Below are 19,343 nucleotides of genomic sequence, written 5' to 3'. Positions count from 1 at the left end.
CGACGGTTCGCCCGTCACCTGGTCGCTTTCCCGTTCGGGATCCGTCAGGTTGCCTCACCCGTCGGCGAGCCACGCGTCGGTGATCCGGAGCCGCCCGCGCGTGCCGTCCCACTCGGGTTCGTACTCGAGGCGGATCGGTCGGTCCATGTGCGGTGCGTCGGTCACCAGCGTCTCGAATTCGCCACCTTCCCCCAGCACGTGGACGCCGTATTCCTCGTTGAGTTCTCGCAGCTCCGCGAGCGCAGCCGTATCGAGCGTCCGGCCGAGCCAGGATTCGTCGAGACCGTAGGCGGCCACCTGCACTATCGTGATCTCGAACCCGGCGTCGATCATTGCCTCTGCCAGCTCCACGGGATCCCGGTGCCACAGCGGCGCGAACAGCTCGATCCCGAGGCGGTCACACAGCGCCTCGATTCGGCTGGTCTGATACTCGCTCTCGACGGCGCCCGCCGTCACGCCGGCGAGTTCGCAGTCCAGGTCCTCCTGTAGCTCCTGGAGTGCCGTCTCCAGCGGTTCGATCTCCCTGTCGCCCTGCGTTCCGGAATCAGTGGCTGTGTCTGCCCCGAAGGTTCCCGGTTCGACGTCCACTAGCGGGAGTCCGATGCTCTCGGCGGCGAGTTCGGCGAGGCGAGTCGCCGGAACGTGGTACATGTACGAGTCGCCTTCGGGGTGGACCGTAAGCAGGTGCGTCACGTTCAGCCCCTCCTCCAGTGCCCGATACAGCGCCCACGAGGAGTCTTTCCCGCCCGAAAAGAGGCTCACCCAGCACTCGTCGGCCATGCGTCCCTTTTCGGGGCCACACTCAAGGCGATTCCGGGTCGGTCGTGTCCGCCGACAAGCCGGGTTCGTCATCCGATGAGTCTGATCCGTCTCCAACGAGCTGGAATCGTCACAACTCTCGATCTCTGAATATACGAACAGTACACTCTTCAGGAATAAACTGTGTCGCTATACGTCCTCAGGGCGGGGTGCGTTCTCGTATTTGACCATCTTCTCGGGTTTGTCGGAGATGGTTTCATAAATCTGCTGGAGGGTCTCCTCGGCAGCGAGCAAATTGTACTCCTCGAGGAACTCGCGGCCCTCCTCCGAGAGTCCGTAGAACTTCCAGGGGTAGCCCTGCCGTCGCTGGTCGTCGTCTAGAGCAACTTCCCTGACGATACCGGCATCGATCAGTTTCTGGACGTGCTTGTAGACGGTGGCGTCGCTCACGCTGGGGTTGAGTTCCTCGAGTTCGTACATCGAAGGCAGTTGATCGGGGTGCTGGAGGATGTTGTTGACGAGCGCGAATCGCGTCTGCTGGGTCACGAAGTGGACGAGTTCGCGGGTTTCTATTCCCTCTGCGTTTTCCAAGTCAGTGCTCATACGACGGGGTACACGTCCCGGGGACAAGTAGTTTACCTCTAGGTAAACCACGCTAAAGTAAACTAGTCAGTAATTGATACAGTAAATTACTTCATAAACTATAATTCACAGCGCTGATAAAGTCCGTGTATGTCCGACGAGGGGGCGCCCGTCCTCGAGGAGATCCTCACGAGTGCGAAGGAACAACTCGACGAGGAGGAAATCTCGCTGGCGGACAACGAGGAAATCCTCCACGCTCTGAGCGAACTGACGCCGATCTACGAGAACGACCGGTCTTACTTCGTGCTCGGGAATTACGACCGCGAGCCGATCCGACGGCTGAATCTGGTGGCCGACCGCCTCAACCGCCGGCAGGACGCCTACGCCTTCCGGATGGTTGATATCCGGGGGGAGTGGGACAACAGCATCCAAAAGTTCTGCCTGATCGCCGACATGGTAACCCACCTCGTTGGTGTCGCCGAGAAGAAACCGAGTGACTTCCTCGTCGAGCAGGGACTTCTCGTCGGCACGACAGAGTACTTCGCCAAGAGCCACGTCCTCAAGCGGGAGTACGAGAGTGACGAGTACCCCTTCGGTTGGATGCAGGACGGGGTCTTCGAACTGTTCGACCGGGAAGGCCGGCTCTATCGGTGGCAGACTGAGGAGGAACTCGTCGACGTAACAGAAGAACTTCCGTGACAGGGGGCGGGAGCAATACTGCCTGTTACCATTGCCGGCGTTCGGGTGCGAACTCTGAACTCACCGATCGAGGTACTCCTGCTGGACAGCGACCACCGCGGTCGAATTCTCGCAGGCAGCATACCGGCCGAGCGGCTCCTCGTTGAGTTCGAGAAACGTCTCGCCCCAGGTGAACTTCGAGAGGATTTCCTCGGCGTGGGGGCGATCGCCTAGAATGACGAGGGCCGCCGCGAGCGCCTCGACGGTGGTGAGCCGGAGGGGACGTCCGAAGTTGACGGGATTTGCGGCCACGAGATACGGCAGCGCCCGGTGTTCGCCCGGAAGCGCGAACCGGGCCTCGCTCGCCGACTCCCAGGAACAGTCGAGCGCGATCAGGGCGTCGCTTTCGACCGTCTCGGCGTCAGCCGGCGAGAGCGCCCGCTCGGCGTGTGGGTTCAGTACGATCCCGTACGGCGTGGCACGATCCGAGCGGTGAAGCGTCGCGAGGTCGAACCGGGCGAGTTTGCGTGCCGTACACTTCTCGGGGTCGTCGTCGCCCTCGTACCGGACGTGGAGTTCCACGTTCGAGCTACCCGGCCGACGTTCAAAAGCGGCTCGCTCGCGACGGATTCAAGGTGGCGCCCGCCACACTCCGACCATGGACGCCGACGACGACGTGACGACGGTCGAGCGATCCGCAGACGGTGACGGGCGCGACGACGCAGATAGCGAAGGGACCGGCCGCGACGCGGTCGAGAGCTACTACGCGTCGATCGACGCCCACGAGTACGATCGGCTCGCGTCCCTCCTCGCGCCGTCGTTCGTCCACTACCGGCCGGATCGTACGCTCGACGGCCGGGAGACGTTCGTGACGTTCATGCGCGAGGAGCGTCCGATGACCGAGACGACTCACGAGATCGAGTCGATCTATCCGAACGGGCACGGGGTCGCCGCCCGGGGACGATTGCTGGACGCCGCTGGTGAGGAACTGTTCTCGTTCGTGGACGTGTTCTGGATGGACGGCGACGGCCGTATCGACACGCTGTACACGTACACGGGGTAGGTTTCCTGACCGTCCGGGCGGTCACTTCAGCATCTCGCGGGCGATGGTGTTCCGCAGGACTTCGCTGGTGCCCTCGTATATCTCGTTGAGCTTGGCGTCCCGGTAGTAGCGCTCGACCGGGAAGTCGGCAGTATAGCCGTAGCCGCCGTGGATCTGGATCGCCTCGTTCGCGACCTCCCGGGAGACCTCGCTGGCGTGCAGCTTCGCCTGGGCCGCTTCCTTGACGTACGGCTCGCCGCGCTCTTTTAAGTCGGCGGCCTTGTGCATCAACAGCTTCGCCGTCTGGACTTTCGTGTCCATGTCGGCGAGTTTGTGCTGGATCGCCTGGAACTCCGAGATGGGCTGGTCGAACTGCTCGCGGTCCTGGGCGTAGTCAGTCGCGTCCTCCAGTGCCGCCCGGGCGATCCCGACGCTGCGTGCCGCGATGGTGATCCGGCCGGCGTTGAGCGTCTTCAGCGCCTGGATGAAGCCGTCGCCGTCCCCGCCCAGCAGCCGCGACTCCGGAACGTACAGCCCGTCGAACCGGAGTTCGGCGGTCGGACAGCCCTTGTCGCCGAGCTTCTTTTCGGTTCCTTCGACGTGGAAGCCGTCGTCCTCCTCGGGCCGCACGACGAACGAGGAAATCCCCCGGTTTCCGGCGTCCGGATCGGTCTTTGCGAAGACGACGACGGTGTCTGCGACCGAGCCGTTGGAGATCCACAGCTTCTCCCCGTCGATGAGGTAGCCGTCCCCGTGGGGTTCGGCGGTCGTCGTCATCGCTGGCACGTCGGATCCGGCCCCGGCTTCCGACAGCGCGAACGCCCCGATGTCGTCGCCGCGGTTCAGCGGCGTCAGGAACGTCTCTTTCTGCTCGTCGTCCCCGAACTCGAACAGCATGTTGCCCGCCAGCGAAGTGTGTGCCGCGACGATCGTTCCGACCCCGCCTGACCCGCGGGAGATCTCCTCCAGCCCGATGGCGTACGCGTGATAGTCCAGCCCCGCGCCGCCGTACTCCTCGGGGAACGGCATCCCCATTAGGCCGAGTTCCGCCATCTCGTCGATCAGTTCGGCCGGGAACTCGTCGGTGTCGTCGATCTCGTCGGCGATCGGGACGATCTCCTCGTCGACGAACTCCGAAACCATGTCGCGGATCTGGCGCTGCTCCGCGGAGAGGGAAAGCTCCATACTCGAACGTCAACGGCGTCGGGTTTAGTCGTTACCACACGAACGTTGGTGACGTTCGTTCCCGCGGGCTGTTCTTCCGACTCGCCGGCGAGCGCGTGCCACGACACTTTTTAGCCCTGGCGCTGTAGTTGCCCGTATCCTAATGATCGGAGACCCCCGTTCGCCCGGCACGCCCGATCTCGAGTGGTGCTTCGAGGCAGTCCAGGGAGTGTCCCGAACGTTCGCATTGACCGTGGACGTGCTGGACGAACCGATGGAGACGCACATCTGTCTCGGCTATCTCCTCTGTCGTGTCGCCGACACCGTCGAGGACGCGGGTCACATCCCGCCCGACGAACAGGCGGAACTGCTCCGGCTGTACGGCCGGGCGGTCGACCCGGACGAACCGACCGAGATGGCGGCGTTCAGGGAGGCGGTCGACGAGTGGCTCCCCGCGCCGGCGGAGCGAAACGACGACTGGTCCGTGGTGGCGCACTCGCCGACGGTTGCAGCCACGTTCGAGGAACTGCCGCCGGACGTCAGGAAGGCGATCGTTCCGCCCGTGCTCGAACTCGTTGACGGGATGGCGATGTTCGTCGAACGGCACGCCGACAACGGGGGGCTCCGGATCTCCGATCGCGCCGAACTGGAGGAGTACTGCTACTACGCCGCCGGCACGGTGGGCAACCTCATCACGAACCTGCTCACCCGCGGCGACCTTGCCGAAGAGCGGGCCGCCAGGCTGTACGACACGGCCGAGGAGTTCGGACTGCTGTTACAACTCGTCAACGTCTCGAAGGACGTCTACGACGACTACACCGAGGAGAACAACGTGTATCTCCCCGCCGAGTGGCTGGAGGACGAGGGGGTTCCACAGGAGGGCGTGATCGAGCCGGAGAACCGCGAGGGCACCGCCGCAGTCGTCGAGCGGACCGCCGAGTACGCCCGTTCGTTCCTCGACGACGCACAGACGTATCTTGAGACGATGCCGCTTTCCCACGGCAACACTGTCGCCGCCTGGGGAGTTCCCTACCTCCTTGCGGTCGGAACGCTCCGGGAGGTCGGCAGCCGTCCCGAGGACGCGGTGTGCGACGCCGACGTGAAGGTGTCCAGACAGGAAGTGTTCGCGGTGATCTCCGAGATGACCGGCGACAGCCGGGAGTCGCTTTCCCATCTCCGGGAGATCATCTCCCGGCAGCCGTATCACCGGGCGATCTCTACCGCCGACTGAGCGGTCCTGTGGTGTCTCGATCGATCGTCTGTCCTCTACCGACCCTGTGTCAGCGACCGAACGACTGCCGCGGAGTCACTCGTTCCGGTTTTCGCGCCACGCGTTCAGATACGGCCGATCACGGCTGTCCGTCGGCACGTTCGTGAACCACTCTGCGTCGGAGATTTCCCCGTCCGGATCGTCGACTTCCGGCTGTTCGGCTCTCGCTTGCGCCTCGAAGATCGGCATGACGCCCCACGTCTCGTGGCCGTCGCTTTCGATTTCGACGGTCACGAGCAGGGCCAACCCGTCGTACTCCGCCTCGATGCCGGCCTCCTCGTCGAGTTCGCGTCTCGCCGCCTCCCGAAAGGTTTCGTCTGGACCGACCTCGCCCCCGGGGAGCACCCACTGGCCGATCCCGTCGTGGCGAACGAGCAGGACGTCGCCGTCCTCGCGGTACACGATCGTGTGTGCTCCGTACGGGGCGCCGCTCTGTCGAATCCGGTCGGCGAGCGTCCGGAACCGATAGCGGGAGACCCGGCGGGACTGTCTTTTACTGATGTAGTCGTCGTACCGCGTCCGGAGCTGGTGGGCGGCCTGCTCGGCTCGCTGGCTCGCAGTGTCGGCCAGGAACCACAGGTCGTCGATACTCGTCATCCGCGTTCACCTATTAGCGACAGGTGGGAAAGAGGCTTCGGCGCTCGGCCGTGGTTGGTCGGGGCTGAGTCGCCGGCCCGATTCCGGCGGGCTTTTTAGTTCGCCCCGGAAACGACGCGTATGAGCTTCGAGAAGGAAGACCAGGTCGTCTTGCACGACAAACACAGCGAACACGACGGCGAGACGGGGACGATCACACAGGTGATGGAGACGATGTTCGGCGACGCGACCTACACCGTCAGCTTCGAGGACGGACAGGAGACCGGCGTCCCCGAGGACGCGCTGGAGCCGGCTGAAGACGAGGCTGACGCCGAAGAACCCGAAACCGAAGAAACTGAAGAGTAGATCGTCTCATTCCCGACGGCTGTTTTCCCGCACCGTTCCGCCGACCACCAGCGCCGCCCCGATGATGACCAGGTTCTTGACGATGTACTGACCTTCGACCGTCAACGCGAACGGAAACGAGACGAACGCCACGTCCGGCAACAGCACCAGCGGGAGGAAGGTTCCCGGCATCTGGAGGAAAAGCAGGAAGATTCCCACTCGAATCAGCGGTCGGTACAGCAGACACAGCCCGATCAGCACCTCCCAGACGCCCAGCACGGGCACGAATATCTCGGGTGGAACGAGGTACACGGTCGCTGCGACGAGGTCGGCCGCCGGGCTGACGCCGAACACTTTCAGGCCCCCGAACCAGACGAAGACGATTCCGAGAGCGATCCGCAACACCGGGACGCTCCAGCGATCCATCCAGTCGGCGATCGTTCTGTCGAGTGTTTCCAGGCGGGTGGAGGTGCCGATCATCCGGTCGATTCCTGACTCCAACCGCTCCGAGACGGATACGTCGGACATAACGATTCCAGTACGGGATGGCCGGGAAAGAACCCGTCGGTCTCTTCGATAGATGACGGTCTCCGACGGACAAGCGGCAGCGTTTTTCGTCCGGTGTACGTACTGGTCGCTAATGGCTACCGTTCCGTTTCACTACGTTGACCTCAGGACGTTCTGCTACGCCACGGAGGACGAAAAGCGGGTAGAGGAGGCGCTTTTGACGTTCCTCCCCGAGGATTTCGAGATCGACCGGACGGAAAACGAGGGACACCACGGGGACCGGATCGTGGTGCTCTCCGCGCGAGTCGAGAACGCAGACGAGATAAGACACGTTCTCGGTCGTCTCGCGTCGCTTTCGGGTATCGATCGGGTGATCGACCAGCTCGACGAGCGCGTCGACGACAACTGTTCGCTTTTTCTCCGCCTGGACAAACAGGCCGCCTTCGGCGGGGACGTCCGACTCGGCGAGGGGATCACCCTCCGCGCGAAGGTGGAGGCGTACCCCGCAAAGAAACCGAACGCAGTGGAGAACGCGGCCGAGGTGCTAGAGTCGATCGAAGCCGACGAGTCCGGTTGATCGGCGCCGACGAGTCCGGTTGAACCGACCTTCGGACGGGAAACGTTTTTTCCCGGCGGGGGAGACGACGGGATATGGACGCAGAGACTGCGGCTGCAGCGGCCTCCCGTTTTCCGTTGCAGGCCGGCGGAGGTCCGCCCGGTCGGGAAATCCTCCCGGACCCGATCTCCTTTACGGGCATGGAGTATCTCGTCGCCCTGGCCGCGCTGATCGCCGGAATATACCTCTCGAAGTATCTGTTGCGGCTGCTCGGTCGTCCGATCGCCAGCCAATTCGTGCGCCCGAGCATCGCCCAGACCGTGCTCCGTGGCATCCGGCTGTCCGTGATCGTTCTCGCGTTGTTCTTCAGCGGCTGGCTTGCCGGCCTCGGATTCCCGGACATCGTCCTCTCGGTTGCGGTGTTCTCTGCGGTGGTGGGTATCATCCTCGCGCCGCTGGTCGGATCGATCATCAACGGGCTGTTCGTTCTCGCCGACCAGCCGTTCGAAATCGGCGACATGATCGAACTCGACGACGGCACCCAGGGATTCGTCGAGGACATGACGATCCGGTACACCAAGATATTCACGCTGGACAACACGTTCATCGTCATTCCGAACGCCAACATCCGTGAACGGGACGTCACCAACTACTCTGCGGAGGACGAACGCACCAGGCTCTCGCTGTCGATTTTGATCACGTACGAGTCCAACCTCTCGCAGGCGCGCAAGGTGATGGAACAGGCCGCCCGGCGTTCCGACGCCGTCATCGACGGCGGTCCCGACATCCGGATCGGTTCCGCGCGGTATCCCGCTTCGCCGACCTGCTACATCGACGATTACGCCGACGACGGCGTGTTGCTCACGCTGCGGTACTGGGCGCGAAAACCGTATCGCCTCATAGCGGTTCGCTCGGAGGTCCAGACGAACATCTGGGAAGCGCTCGAGGACGACGATGTCCACGTCGATGTCGCGTACCCCCACCAGCATCTGATCTTCGACGAGACCAGCGGTCGTGCGGAGGTCGCCGTTTCGGAGGCCTCGGAACTCGATCGCTCCGAAGTGGCGACGGATCAGTCGATCGGTCCCTCGAGCGACGGCGGCTGACTCCCCCCACACCGGCGCAGAACTCCCGGTGACGGTCAGGGGAACGGGTGGTACTCCCGATCGAGCCGCGGTTCGAACCCCATCGTCTCGGGGACTGCGCGGGCCCGCTCGCCGAAGAAGGGGTCGCCGGTGAAAAGCGGCTGCGCTTCCGGAACCACGACGCGTACGCCCTCGAATCCGAGCGCCGCCACGTCGCGGGTGGTCGTCCGGGCGGCATACGCCCCGAGTCCCTCGGTTTCGAGCCGCTCGAGAACCGCCTGTAGCTCTGCCCGCCCGGACAGTTCCGGCTCGCCGAGCGTCTCCGCCGGGACGCTCGCGTCAGCGTCGACAAACGCCTGTACCTCCGCCGGGAACCCGGCGTATCGACCGATCGCGCCCCCCTGTTCGTCGGCACGTTCCGGTCCCATCGCCCGGAGCTCCGTCCAGTTCTGTAGCGCTTCCGAGAGCGCCGACCGGGCGGCGGCGACGGGATCGAGCGCGGCACCCGACCCGGCGGCGAACGCCGGCCAGTCGTCCGACCCCGTATCGACGGGGATCGAACACGCCGCCGGGTCGCGGTGGACTGCCGCGGCGACGACCGGGACGTCGACGTCCTGGGTGACAAGAAGCGTCGACACCGCGAGGGACTCGGCGCGGGCTCGCTTCCGCAGGTCCGCGAGTTCGCCGTCGTATTCGAGTTCCAGCGGATCGAACGTCGAGTACCACGCGAGCATCGTCGCGTCCCGTTCGAGCACCTCGTACAGTCCGGACAGGACGGCTTCGCTCGTCGAGTTCCCCAGACCGAGTCCGGTGGTGATCGCCGGCTTGAGCCGGCGTTCGACGGGGGGATAGAAGACGGACTCGGCGGGTAGCCACGCGGAGCTTTCGTCCGATCCCTCGTTTGCCTGTTCGGTTTCTCCTTCGGTTCCCGATTCCCCCCTCGTTTCTGCTTTCGCGTCCAGTATGGTCCCGCGCACCCACGGACGCGAATCGCCTTCGTCCGTTTCGTCCACCGCGGCGTCGTCACCGTCGTCGCTCCCCTGTCGGTATCCCTCCGGAGTCACGAACGCCTCGGGGGCGACGACCCGCTCGCCCGCCTCCTCGCGGAGCGTCGCTGTCGTCGCCGTCCGGAACCCGTCGCCCCGGTATACCCCGGCGCAGTAGCGTTCGAGCCCTTCGCCGAGCGCCTTCATGAACGCCCGGTTCCAGTCGGTGTCGGCGCCGCCGGCGAACTCTGCGGCCCTGGCATCGCTGAACTCCCTGGTGTCTGCGGCGGCGGCGACGTAGTAGGGGATCGGGAACGACTCGCGCTCTCCAACTTGCGAAACGGGGCCGATCCGGTCGTCGACCGCCCGCTCGGCGCGCCCGAGCGCGTCCTCGAGTGGCGGGCCGGCTTCGCCGGCAGCCGAGGTCGAGTCCGGGAGAACCACGCGACGGTCGACTGCGTCGACCTGTGGCTCGTCCGGTTCCGTGCACTCACAGCCCGGAGCAGGCAACAGTCGTCGTTCACCTCCCGGCTCCTCGAGGACGGTGTCGCCGAGATCGTCCCCCGACAGCGCCCGGATGAGCCGGCGAGCGGCGGCGGCGCCGGCGTACCGGACCGCCGACCTCACGCCGCGGGCGGTCTCGACGGGTTCTGCGCTTCCGGCCGCAACGCGGGTCCGGAGGCAGTCGTAACAGGCGCGGTCGAACAGGGTGACTGCGGCGTCGATCTCCGCGAGGGGGTGGCCGCCGAGGCCGCCGATCTCGACGGCGATCCACCGATCCAGTGCGGCGTCGGCCGTTTCGAAGACGTCGTCGCCGGCGGTTCCGACCACGATCGCCCGGTCGAACCCGTCCAGAAGTGACGCCTCGACGGCGAACACGTTCGCGTCCACGTCCGCGAGGCCGGCCTCCGCCGCGTCCGCGGCCGGGCCGTCGCCGACTACAGCGATGTCCATACCCCATCCACGTTCATGGAGGGCAAAAATCATCGGCATCGCCTCGAGATTTCGGCGGATACGGGACAACTGTCGTTCGAGCGAGAGGCTTAACGCCTCGGCCGCGCAATGGGCGGGCATGCCGACTGTTACGCTCATTGGAACCCGCCTCGCGGAGTCCGGCCGCGAGTTCGTCTATCGGGGGGAGTCTCCGGCGTGCGAGGGGTGTCCCTACCGGGCGCAGTGTCTGAACCTCACGGAGGGACGACGCTACCGTGTTGTCGGCGTGCGCGAGAACACGCAGGTGCTCGACTGTGCCGTCCACGACGAGGGGGTTCAGGCGGTCGAAGTCGAACCCGCGTCCGTCCGCGCGAACGTTCCGTCGCGTGGGGTCTACGCCGGTTCGCGCGCCTCGCTTGCGGGACCGTGTCCCCACACGGACTGTCCCAGTCACGAGTACTGCGTTCCGGAAGGCGCCGAGTTCGACGGGGAGTATCGGATCGAGGAAGTGATCGGCGAACCCCCACACGACTACTGTGCGCTCGATCGAGAGCTCACACTCGTCGAGTTCGCACCGGAAGACTAACAGCTATCGGCCCGGCTGGTTGTCCGACACAGCGCCGGTTCTCATCCCAGCGTTCCGATCTTCGTCGCGGCGTACCCGAACACGTCTTCGTAGCCGTACGCCGACAGCAACACCGGATAGAAGTCCCGCTGTGCGACCGATTCGGAGCCGTCGGCGACGGCGAACGGTTCGCCGGCCTGTACCCGGCTGAAGTTTCGGGCGAACACCTCGTAGCGTTCGGCCGGCGGCTTCGGCAGTTTCTCCTCGAGCCTGTACACCCGGATCCCCTCGCCGTTTCCGGCGCCGGTTCGGACGGGCTCTTCGGCACCCGGGGCCGACAGCGCACCGGTCGCGGTGAGAAACGCGCGGATCAGCCAGTAGCCGTTGTCTGTGGCCTCCTCGCTCCCCTGGAGGCCACACTCCACCTCGACGGTGTGGGCGTGTTCGATGAGGCGACCGTCGGTGAACTGGGCGGTCTCGATGAGGACGTCTACAGGAAGGTGCGGGACGACACCCCGGATCACCTCGTCGACGGTGTCACACAGGGCGAACGGCTCCGCGTACGACTGCGTCGAATGCAACGAGAGCACGGTACTGCCGCGGAGTTCGGAGGCGAGGCGGTGGGCGAGTTGTCCCTCGTGGGTGTCGGCGTCGGGGGATCCCGGGAACGCACGGTTGAGGTCCTCGTCGAGATACCGCACTCCAGCCGCGAGCGCCTCCTCGTTTGCGACGACGAACTTTACTGGGCGTTCGAGGTCGGGGTCACCGGCGAGAAACCGCTCGATCGCGGTCGGACCGCACGGCTCGTCGCCGTGGATGCCCCCCACGACCGCGACCTCCGGAACTCCCTCGCCCAGTTCCGTGACTCTCATTTCACGAACCTCGGGCGCCGATGGGTTTCAACCGCACGATTTCCTCGGCCGTATCACTCGCCGTTCCAGTCACGCGCTGTTCCAGTCACGCGCCGTTCCAGTCACGCGCCGTTCCAGTCACTCGTCGATGCGTTCGGCGTACTCGTAATCGGCCGGGTACGCCTCGGGGGTGTGTCCGTCCAGCGTGATCTGCCAGTCGTCGATCGCCGAGGGATCCTCCAGCGCTTCCCGGACGGTCGTCCTGATGTCGGCGACGTCGACGCCGTAGAAGTCCTCGGGCACGGAGTGGAGGTACTGTAGTGCCGTCTCGAAGAGCGACCGCATCCCGTCGTCGTTTTCGAAGTCGGCGTGTTTGTACGCGCCCGCTGCCACCTGCACCATTCCGTGGAGGAACGCCGACTCGGTCGTTCCGCCGCCGTAGTTGAACCATTCGTCCTCGAAGCAGTCGTGGGATTCGTGATACGCGCCCGCGTTGAACAATCTAACACCGTGCTCGACTGCCCGCCTGAGGGTCGCGTGTTCCCAGTATCCGCCGCGTGGCTCCGGCTCGCAGTCTCCGGCTTCCGTTCGTTCCTGTCGGTCCGAACGCGCCGGGTTCCACCCCGTTGGGTTCCCCAGCGGCGGGGCGACGCTCGGGTCCCGGGTGTGGTCGTCCATAGCTTCCGTTGGGGACGGACGGCCTAAAACCGATGGCTTAAACCGGATCGGTCGAATATTCTCGACCGCGTGCGAGGGTAGCCAAGCCTGGAAACGGCGGCGGACTCAAGATCCGCTCCTGTAGAGGTCCAAGGGTTCAAATCCCTTCCCTCGCATGAGTGTGAAAGCACGAATGCCAACGGGAGGGATTTGAATCAGGGAGCGCCTCCGGCGCGACCGTGGTTCAAATCCCTTCCCTCGCATCGCCGGGGTCCACACCCCGTGATGCGGAAGACGCTCTCGGAGCGCTCTTCCCTCGCAAAACACTTCGTTTCCCACGTTCGAGGAGCGTCGACGCCGGCGCCACAGTTAACATCGTCCGGTCGATAGGGTACTCTATGAGTTCCGAAGCGGCCGAGAACGCTCCAGCGACTCACGTCGAGGTGACCGAGGCGGCCGCAGCGAAGGCACTGACGTTGATGGAGGGGGAAGGCATGGACGTCGACGTCGGCGGGCTGCGGCTGTTCGTCCAGCAAGGTGGCTGTGCCGGCCTCTCGTACGGGATGCGGTTCGACGACGAACCGGAAGACGACGACGAGATCACCGAACACCACGGGCTACGTGTGTTCGTCGACTCCGCGAGCCTGAAATACATCGGCGGCTCGAAACTGGACTACGAGGACGGGCTCCAGGCCGAGGGGTTCCACGTGGAAAACCCCAACGTCGTCTCCGAGTGTGGCTGTGGCGAGTCGTTCCGGACCTGATCGCGACGGAACCCCGTCGTCGGCTGGCGTTCAGCCGAGGAGTCCGAGGCTTTCGATCCGATCGACGATTTCTACCACCGCTTCCTCGGCATCGCTGGTGTGCTTCCCCCCGGTTATGACGATCTTTCCCGAGCCGAATAGCAGAATGACGACGTCCGGATCGTCCATCCGGTAGACGAGTCCCGGGAACTGTTCCGGCTCGTACTCCACGTCCTCGAGCCCGAGGCCGATCGCGAGCGCGTTGAGGTTCAACGTGTGTCCCAGGTCCGCGCTCGAGACGATGTTCTGGACGGTGATCTCCGGATCCTCCTCGACGGGGATTTCGAGTCCGCGGAGCTTTTCGAAAATGATTCCGAGTGCTTCGTGGACGTCGTCGATGCTTTTCGCGCCCGTGCAGACGATCTTTCCGGAGCGGAAGATCAGCGCGGCAGCTTTCGGTTCCTGGGTTCGGTAGACCAGTCCAGGGAAGTTGTCCGGATTGAAATCGGCACCCGGAAGGTCCTCCGCAAGCGCCTCCAGGTCGAGTTCCTGCCCGATGCCGGTCGATGCGACTACGTTCTGGATTTCGATTGAATCGGCGGGTTCCGTCATCGCTTCGCTTTTTAATGCGAACCCCTCCCTTATAAACCGCGGTGTTATAAACCGAGCTCGCGGCGCGGCGATCCCCTTTTGAACCGGAGATCGCGGGCGATAGCCCCCACGCCGCTTGATTTGTGATGTCTCTCTCGGTGTGATGTCGGCCGTGCTTTATAACGGTCCAACACGGGCGAGTGGCCCATGAAACTCCGTGACGAGGCGGCGATGGAACGACGGGGTTAAGTGGCCGACTCTCCTCGGTTGGGATGCGAACGCCCCGGGGCGACCTGGGGTCCGGCCGCTCCGGATCGGAGCGGCCGACTGCGTCCGATCCGATGCCCTTATCAGTACGAGGGCACTCGGATCGTGATGCGAACGAAAGATGAGGATTGCGTCCCTGCGGTCCGCCGTAAGGCGCGTTCTGATGTGAGCCGCGATCGTTCGGTGTCACCCCCGATGTCGGTGGCAGCGAACGTGGACCTTGCAATGGTGAGTAGACACTTCGGTGTCTATTCCCGCCACCCCCCTGACCCGGCATTCCCGGATCAGGGACATTCCGGTTGATCCTGCCGGAGGCCATTGCTATCGGGGTCCGATTTAGCCATGCTAGTCGCACGGGTTCAGACCCGTGGCGAATAGCTCCGTAACACGTGGCCAAACTACCCTTCGGAGGGGGATACTCTCGGGAAACTGAGGCTAATCCCGCATACTCCTGGACGTCTGGAATGACGCCAGGGCGAAACGCTCCGGCGCCGAAGGATGTGGCTGCGGCCGATTAGGTAGACGGTGGGGTAACGGCCCACCGTGCCGATAATCGGTACGGGTTGTGAGAGCAAGAACCCGGAGACGGAATCTGAGACAAGATTCCGGGCCCTACGGGGCGCAGCAGGCGCGAAACCTTTACACTGCACGCCAGTGCGATAAGGGGACCCCGAGTGCGAGGGCATATCGTCCTCGCTTTTGTACACCGTAGGGAGGTGTACGAACAAGGGCTGGGCAAGACCGGTGCCAGCCGCCGCGGTAATACCGGCAGCCCGAGTGATGGCCGATTTTATTGGGCCTAAAGCGTCCGTAGCCGGCCGAGCAAGTCCGTCGGGAAATCCACGCGCTCAACGCGTGGGCGTCCGGCGGAACCTGCTCGGCTTGGGACCGGAAGACCCAGCGGGTACGTCCGGGGTAGGAGTGAAATCCTGTAATCCCGAACGGACCGCCGATGGCGAAAGCACGCTGGGAAGACGGATCCGACGGTGAGGGACGAAAGCTAGGGTCTCGAACCGGATTAGATACCCGGGTAGTCCTAGCCGTAAACGATGCTCGCTAGGTGTGGCTCCCGCTACGAGCGGGTGCTGTGCCGTAGGGAAGCCGCTAAGCGAGCCGCCTGGGAAGTACGTCCGCAAGGATGAAACTTAAAGGAATTGGCGGGGGAGCACTACAACCGGAGGAGCCTGCGGTTTAATTGGACTCAACGCCGGACATCTCACCAGCCCCGACTGCAGTAATGACGGTCAGGTTGATGACCTAGCCACGAGCTGCAGAGAGGAGGTGCATGGCCGCCGTCAGCTCGTACCGTGAGGCGTCCTGTTAAGTCAGGCAACGAGCGAGACCCGCGTCCGTAATTGCCAGCATGACCCCTGGGTCGATGGGTACATTACGGAGACTGCCGCCGCCAAGGCGGAGGAAGGAACGGGCAACGGTAGGTCAGTATGCCCCGAATGGGCTGGGCAACACGCGGGCTACAATGGCCAGGACAATGGGTTCCGACCCCGAAAGGGAGAGGTAATCTCACAAACCTGGTCGTAGTTCGGATTGAGGGCTGAAACTCGCCCTCATGAAGCTGGATTCGGTAGTAATCGCGTGTCATTAGCACGCGGTGAATACGTCCCTGCTCCTTGCACACACCGCCCGTCAAAGCACCCGAGTGAGGTCCGGATGAGGCTCGTTCACGCGAGTCGAATCTGGGCTTTGCAAGGGGGCTTAAGTCGTAACAAGGTAGCCGTAGGGGAATCTGCGGCTGGATCACCTCCTACAGACCGGGACGCTGTGGATCACTCCACAGCGCCCATTCGCTGTACGGGTTCCGTTCGGAACCCACCGAGGTGGAGGAAGCTCCACGGTTCGCCCATTCGACATTTGGGGCACTAACGAACGATCGCGGCTCACACAGACCCCACTCGCCAGGGAGGTCCCTGGCGAGTGGGGGGAGGGCCCGTAGCTCAGTGGTAGAGTGCCTCCTTTGCAAGGAGGATGCCCTGGGTTCGAATCCCAGCGGGTCCATGCCCGCCCCGCCGTTACGAATCAGTCCCCTTATGGGGGCGGATCGGGAACGGTGGGATGGACGACCGATGCACCATGCCGCGAGAGCGAGGATGGGAAGGGTTCGAGATCGCTGCCCGTTCACACCCGGGCGGCATCGATGACGCCGTGTGTACGTGCAATCCAGACGCCCACTGAACCCGCTTTGCGGGTCGTGGACGTATACAATTACAGAATGGCTACTGTGCCATCTGGTGAATAGCTCGGCTCGAGAGCCGATGACGGACGTGTCAAGCAGCGATATGCTCCGGGGAGCCGCAAGAAGGCGAAGAACCGGAGATTTCCGAATGGGAATCCCCACAGCAATTGCCTTGCGCAATGGGGAACGCTCCGAATTGAAACATCTCAGTAGGAGCAGGAACAGAACGCAACAGCGATGTCGTCAGTAACGGCGAGTAAACGCGACACAGTCCAAACCGAAGCCTTCGGGCAATGTGGTGTACGGGCTGGTCACAACCGGGAGCGGCGACGCGAGAAGTCTTCTGGAACGAAGCGCGAGACAGGGTGACAGCCCCGTATCGCGTCAAAACTCCCGCGGACCGGTACCAGAGTAGCAGGGGTTGGATATCCTCTGTGAAGGACCCAGGCATCGACTGGGAAGACTAAACACTCCTCGAGACCGATAGCGAACAAGTAGCGTGAGCGAACGCTGAAAAGCACCCCGAGAAGGGCGGTGCAAAGGGCTTGAAATCAGATGGCGATAGAGCGACGTGGCACGAAAGGCCGATCGAGAAACGACCGAGGGGCGATCCTCCAGTAGGAATCGATCGGAGCCGGTGTTGCGTCGTACGTTTTGAAAAACGAACCAGGGACTGTACTTGCTTGGCGAGTCTAACCCGAGAATCGGGGGAGGCGAAGGGAAACCGACAGGGCCGCAGCGCGTTTCGACGTGCGAGGGCCGCCGTGTTCAAGCGCGGGGAGTCAAGCGGGTACGACCCGAAACCAGGTGATCTACGCAGGGGCAGGGTGAAGCGTGGCGAAAGCCACGTGGAGGCCCGTTAGAGTTGGTGTCTTACAATACCCTCTCGTGACCCGTGTGTAGGGGTGAAAGGCCCATCGAACCTGGCAACAGCTGGTTCCGACCGAAACATGTCGAAGCATGACCTCCGTCGAGGTAGCTCGTGGGGTAGAGCGACCGATTGGATGACCCGCCACCGAGAGGTGTCGGCCATCCTGTCGAACTCCGAACCTACGGGCGCCGTGGACGCGGGGAGTCCGGTGTGCGGGGTAAGCCTGTGCACCGTAAGGGAGACAACCCAGCGCTAGGTTAAGGACCCAAAATGTGGACTAAGTGCGATCGAAGGTGGTCTCGAGCCCCAGACAGCCGGGAGGTGAGCTTAGAAGCAGCTACCCTCCAAGAAAAGCGTAACAGCTTACCGGCCGAGGTTCGAGGCGCCGAAAATGATCGGGGCTCAAGTCCACTTGCGAGACCTGGCGGCACCCATAGTGGTGATCCAGTAGGTCGGCGTCGCGATCGGGTGGAAGTACGGACGAGGGTTCGTATGGACCGGTCGGGAACGAAAATCCTGGTCACAGTAGCAGCGAAAGTCGGGTGAGAACCCCGACGGCCTGAAGAGCAAGGGTTCCTCGGCACTGTCAGTCAGCCGAGGGTTAGCCGATCCTAAGTCTCCTCGTAAGACGCGGGAGACGAAGGGGAAACTGGTTAATATTCCAGTGCCGCTCCACAGAGAAAGCCGACGCCCGAGGAAACGTCGAGCTGGGCAATCGCCCAGTCGAACCGGGGAAGGTCGTGGACGCCGTCATGGCAAGAAGCGATCGAAGCCCGGGAGAGGGAAACTCGACGGTACCTGGGGCCCGTGAAAAGGCGAGTGGAGTGATCGTACCGAGATCCGACACAGGTGCTCGGCCAGAGAAAGGCAAGGCCTGTCGGGAGAACCGGCGTTAGGGAATTCGGCAAGTTAGTCCCGTACCTTCGGAAGAAGGGATGCCTGCTTTGCAGAGAGCAGGTCGCAGTGACTCGGGCGCTCCGACTGTCTAGTAACAACACAGGTGACCGCAAATCCGCAAGGACGCGTACGGTCACTGAATCCTGCCCAGTGCGGGTATCTGAACACCTGGTACAACAGGACGAAGGACCCGTCAACGGCGGGGGTAACTATGACCCTCTTAAGGTAGCGTAGTACCTTGCCGCTTCAGTAGCGGCTTGCATGAATGGATCAACGAGAGTGCCACTGTCCCAACGCTGGACCCGGTGAACTGTACGTTCCAGTGCGGAGTCTGGAGACCCCCAAGGGGAAGCGAAGACCCTATAGAGCTTTACTGCAGGCTGTCGCTGGGACGTGGTCGCTGATGTGCAGGATAGGTAGGAGCCGAGACACAGGTACGTGCGCCAGCACGTCACCGAGGCAAGCGTGAAATACTACCCGTCAGTGACTGCGACCCTCACTCCGGGAGGAGAACACCGGTAGCCGGGCAGTTTGACTGGGGCGGTACGTGCTCGAAAAGATATCGAGCGCGCCCAATGGTCACCTCATCCGGGTCAGAGCCCCGGAGAAGAGCGCAAGAGCAGAAGGTGGCCTGACAGTGTCTTTCCTAACACGAGACGCTGACGCGAGAGCGTGGTTTAGCGAACGGTCCAGGGTCCTCAATGGACCCGGGGTACGACAGAAAAGCTACCTTAGGGATAACAGAGTCGTCACTCGCAAGAGCACATATCGACCGAGTGGCTTGCTACCTCGATGTCGGTTCCCTCCATCCTGCCCGTGCAGAAGCGGGCAAGGGTGAGGTTGTTCGCCTATTAAAGGAGGTCGTGAGCTGGGTTTAGACCGTCGTGAGACAGGTCGGCTGCTATCTATTGGGGGTGTGAGGTACCTGCCGTGAACGCTCGCATAGTACGAGAGGAACTGCGAGTGGTCGCCACTGGTGTACCGGTTGTCCGGAAGGGCAGATGCCGGGTAGCTACGCGACACGGGGTAAGAGCTGAACGCATCTAAGCTCGAAACCCACACGCAAAAGAGGTACCGTAGAGGTCCCTCCTAGAAGAGGAGGTAGATAGACTCGGGGTGTACGCACCGAGGGAACGAGGTGTTGAGCCCACGAGAACTAACAGACCGAGCCACAGTCATCGTATACGACCACGCCGGGAGGCGGGTTCAGGCGGAAGCTGGATTGCA

Annotated in this window: 18 protein-coding genes, 2 tRNA genes and 2 rRNA genes; 12 read left to right on the top strand and 10 right to left on the bottom strand. The window is 63.3% G+C overall.

Annotation, left to right across the window (positions count from 1 at the left end):
- Window positions 1-54: 54 nt before the first annotated feature.
- Together AArcSl_RS04585 and AArcSl_RS04580 are read right to left on the bottom strand one after the other, a co-directional pair.
- Window positions 55-780, bottom strand: coding sequence for a diphthine--ammonia ligase (locus AArcSl_RS04585; RefSeq protein WP_119815652.1), 726 nt, complete (start codon window positions 778-780; stop codon window positions 55-57).
- 168 nt (window positions 781-948) lie between these two features.
- Window positions 949-1,362, bottom strand: coding sequence for a MarR family transcriptional regulator (locus AArcSl_RS04580; RefSeq protein WP_119815649.1), 414 nt, complete (start codon window positions 1,360-1,362; stop codon window positions 949-951).
- Window positions 1,363-1,491: 129 nt separating this feature from the next.
- Between AArcSl_RS04580 and AArcSl_RS04575 the strand changes: the two genes are divergently transcribed.
- Window positions 1,492-2,040 carry a hypothetical protein gene (locus tag AArcSl_RS04575; RefSeq protein ID WP_119815646.1) on the top strand — a complete coding sequence of 183 codons (549 nt, stop codon included), beginning with the start codon at window positions 1,492-1,494 and terminating at the stop codon, window positions 2,038-2,040.
- A gap of 60 nt (window positions 2,041-2,100) precedes the next feature.
- Here the strand turns inward: AArcSl_RS04575 and AArcSl_RS04570 are convergent, their stop codons facing one another.
- Window positions 2,101-2,601, bottom strand: coding sequence for a DUF367 family protein (locus AArcSl_RS04570; RefSeq protein ID WP_119815643.1), 501 nt, complete (start codon window positions 2,599-2,601; stop codon window positions 2,101-2,103).
- 76 nt (window positions 2,602-2,677) lie between these two features.
- On the opposite strand from AArcSl_RS04570, the gene AArcSl_RS04565 reads away from it, so the two are divergent.
- Window positions 2,678-3,082: a nuclear transport factor 2 family protein gene (locus tag AArcSl_RS04565; protein ID WP_119815640.1), complete on the top strand. Its 405-nt coding sequence runs from the start codon at window positions 2,678-2,680 to the stop codon at window positions 3,080-3,082.
- A gap of 21 nt (window positions 3,083-3,103) precedes the next feature.
- Here AArcSl_RS04565 and AArcSl_RS04560 read toward each other — a convergent pair whose 3' ends face one another.
- Window positions 3,104-4,246, bottom strand: coding sequence for an acyl-CoA dehydrogenase (locus AArcSl_RS04560; protein WP_119815637.1), 1,143 nt, complete (start codon window positions 4,244-4,246; stop codon window positions 3,104-3,106).
- Window positions 4,247-4,388: 142 nt separating this feature from the next.
- Between AArcSl_RS04560 and AArcSl_RS04555 the strand changes: the two genes are divergently transcribed.
- A complete protein-coding gene (locus tag AArcSl_RS04555; protein ID WP_119815634.1) occupies window positions 4,389-5,456 on the top strand; it encodes a phytoene/squalene synthase family protein in 1,068 nt (355 codons plus the stop codon).
- A gap of 75 nt (window positions 5,457-5,531) precedes the next feature.
- Here the strand turns inward: AArcSl_RS04555 and AArcSl_RS04550 are convergent, their stop codons facing one another.
- Window positions 5,532-6,092, bottom strand: coding sequence for an NUDIX hydrolase (locus AArcSl_RS04550; RefSeq protein WP_119815631.1), 561 nt, complete (start codon window positions 6,090-6,092; stop codon window positions 5,532-5,534).
- A gap of 120 nt (window positions 6,093-6,212) precedes the next feature.
- Between AArcSl_RS04550 and AArcSl_RS04545 the strand changes: the two genes are divergently transcribed.
- Window positions 6,213-6,437 carry a DUF1918 domain-containing protein gene (locus AArcSl_RS04545; RefSeq protein ID WP_119815628.1) on the top strand — a complete coding sequence of 75 codons (225 nt, stop codon included), beginning with the start codon at window positions 6,213-6,215 and terminating at the stop codon, window positions 6,435-6,437.
- 6 nt (window positions 6,438-6,443) lie between these two features.
- Here the strand turns inward: AArcSl_RS04545 and AArcSl_RS04540 are convergent, their stop codons facing one another.
- Window positions 6,444-6,944 carry a DoxX family protein gene (locus tag AArcSl_RS04540; RefSeq protein WP_119815626.1) on the bottom strand — a complete coding sequence of 167 codons (501 nt, stop codon included), beginning with the start codon at window positions 6,942-6,944 and terminating at the stop codon, window positions 6,444-6,446.
- Window positions 6,945-7,056: 112 nt separating this feature from the next.
- Here AArcSl_RS04540 and AArcSl_RS04535 point away from each other — a divergent pair, with 112 nt between their 5' ends.
- Complete coding sequence (locus AArcSl_RS04535; protein ID WP_119815623.1) at window positions 7,057-7,500, top strand: RNA-binding protein; 444 nt, start codon at window positions 7,057-7,059, stop codon at window positions 7,498-7,500.
- 74 nt (window positions 7,501-7,574) lie between these two features.
- Window positions 7,575-8,585 (top strand): mechanosensitive ion channel family protein, encoded by a 1,011-nt coding sequence (locus AArcSl_RS04530; protein WP_119815620.1) that lies wholly within the window; start codon window positions 7,575-7,577, stop codon window positions 8,583-8,585.
- A 35-nt stretch (window positions 8,586-8,620) separates the two neighbouring features.
- Here AArcSl_RS04530 and AArcSl_RS04525 read toward each other — a convergent pair whose 3' ends face one another.
- On the bottom strand, window positions 8,621-10,504 hold the full coding sequence (locus tag AArcSl_RS04525; protein WP_119815617.1) for a YcaO-like family protein: 1,884 nt from the start codon (window positions 10,502-10,504) through the stop codon (window positions 8,621-8,623).
- Between the two features lie 118 nt (window positions 10,505-10,622).
- Between AArcSl_RS04525 and AArcSl_RS04520 the strand changes: the two genes are divergently transcribed.
- Window positions 10,623-11,069, top strand: a complete 447-nt coding sequence (locus AArcSl_RS04520) for a UPF0179 family protein (protein WP_119815614.1) — start codon at window positions 10,623-10,625, stop codon at window positions 11,067-11,069.
- A gap of 41 nt (window positions 11,070-11,110) precedes the next feature.
- Here the strand turns inward: AArcSl_RS04520 and AArcSl_RS04515 are convergent, their stop codons facing one another.
- Window positions 11,111-11,920, bottom strand: a complete 810-nt coding sequence (locus AArcSl_RS04515) for a M14 family metallopeptidase (RefSeq protein WP_119815611.1) — start codon at window positions 11,918-11,920, stop codon at window positions 11,111-11,113.
- A gap of 117 nt (window positions 11,921-12,037) precedes the next feature.
- The gene (locus AArcSl_RS04510) at window positions 12,038-12,577 is read right to left on the bottom strand and encodes a DUF309 domain-containing protein (RefSeq protein ID WP_119815609.1); all 540 of its coding nucleotides are present in this window, start codon (window positions 12,575-12,577) and stop codon (window positions 12,038-12,040) included.
- A gap of 71 nt (window positions 12,578-12,648) precedes the next feature.
- On the opposite strand from AArcSl_RS04510, the gene AArcSl_RS04505 reads away from it, so the two are divergent.
- Together AArcSl_RS04505 and AArcSl_RS04500 are read left to right on the top strand one after the other, a co-directional pair.
- A tRNA-Leu gene (locus tag AArcSl_RS04505) sits at window positions 12,649-12,732 on the top strand.
- A 222-nt stretch (window positions 12,733-12,954) separates the two neighbouring features.
- The gene (locus AArcSl_RS04500) at window positions 12,955-13,320 is read left to right on the top strand and encodes a HesB/IscA family protein (protein WP_119815606.1); all 366 of its coding nucleotides are present in this window, start codon (window positions 12,955-12,957) and stop codon (window positions 13,318-13,320) included.
- A 30-nt stretch (window positions 13,321-13,350) separates the two neighbouring features.
- On the opposite strand, the gene AArcSl_RS04495 is transcribed toward AArcSl_RS04500, so the two are convergent.
- Window positions 13,351-13,911 (bottom strand): TATA-box-binding protein, encoded by a 561-nt coding sequence (locus tag AArcSl_RS04495; protein WP_119815603.1) that lies wholly within the window; start codon window positions 13,909-13,911, stop codon window positions 13,351-13,353.
- Between the two features lie 538 nt (window positions 13,912-14,449).
- Here AArcSl_RS04495 and AArcSl_RS04490 point away from each other — a divergent pair.
- The 3 genes from AArcSl_RS04490 (at window position 14,450) to AArcSl_RS04480 (ending at window position 19,294) form a co-directional block, all read left to right on the top strand.
- Window positions 14,450-15,921, top strand: a 16S ribosomal RNA gene (locus AArcSl_RS04490).
- Window positions 15,922-16,098: 177 nt separating this feature from the next.
- Window positions 16,099-16,170, top strand: a tRNA-Ala gene (locus tag AArcSl_RS04485).
- Between the two features lie 209 nt (window positions 16,171-16,379).
- A 23S ribosomal RNA gene (locus AArcSl_RS04480) occupies window positions 16,380-19,294 on the top strand.
- The 16S and 23S rRNA genes sit together here with 1 tRNA gene alongside, the layout of an rRNA operon.
- Window positions 19,295-19,343: the final 49 nt, after the last annotated feature.

Origin of the sequence: Halalkaliarchaeum desulfuricum, from assembly GCF_002952775.1 — an archaeon.
Lineage (GTDB): Archaea > Halobacteriota > Halobacteria > Halobacteriales > Haloferacaceae > Halalkaliarchaeum > Halalkaliarchaeum desulfuricum.
Note: the sequence above shows the minus strand (reverse complement) of the source record. Positions and strands in the feature narration are given on the sequence as shown.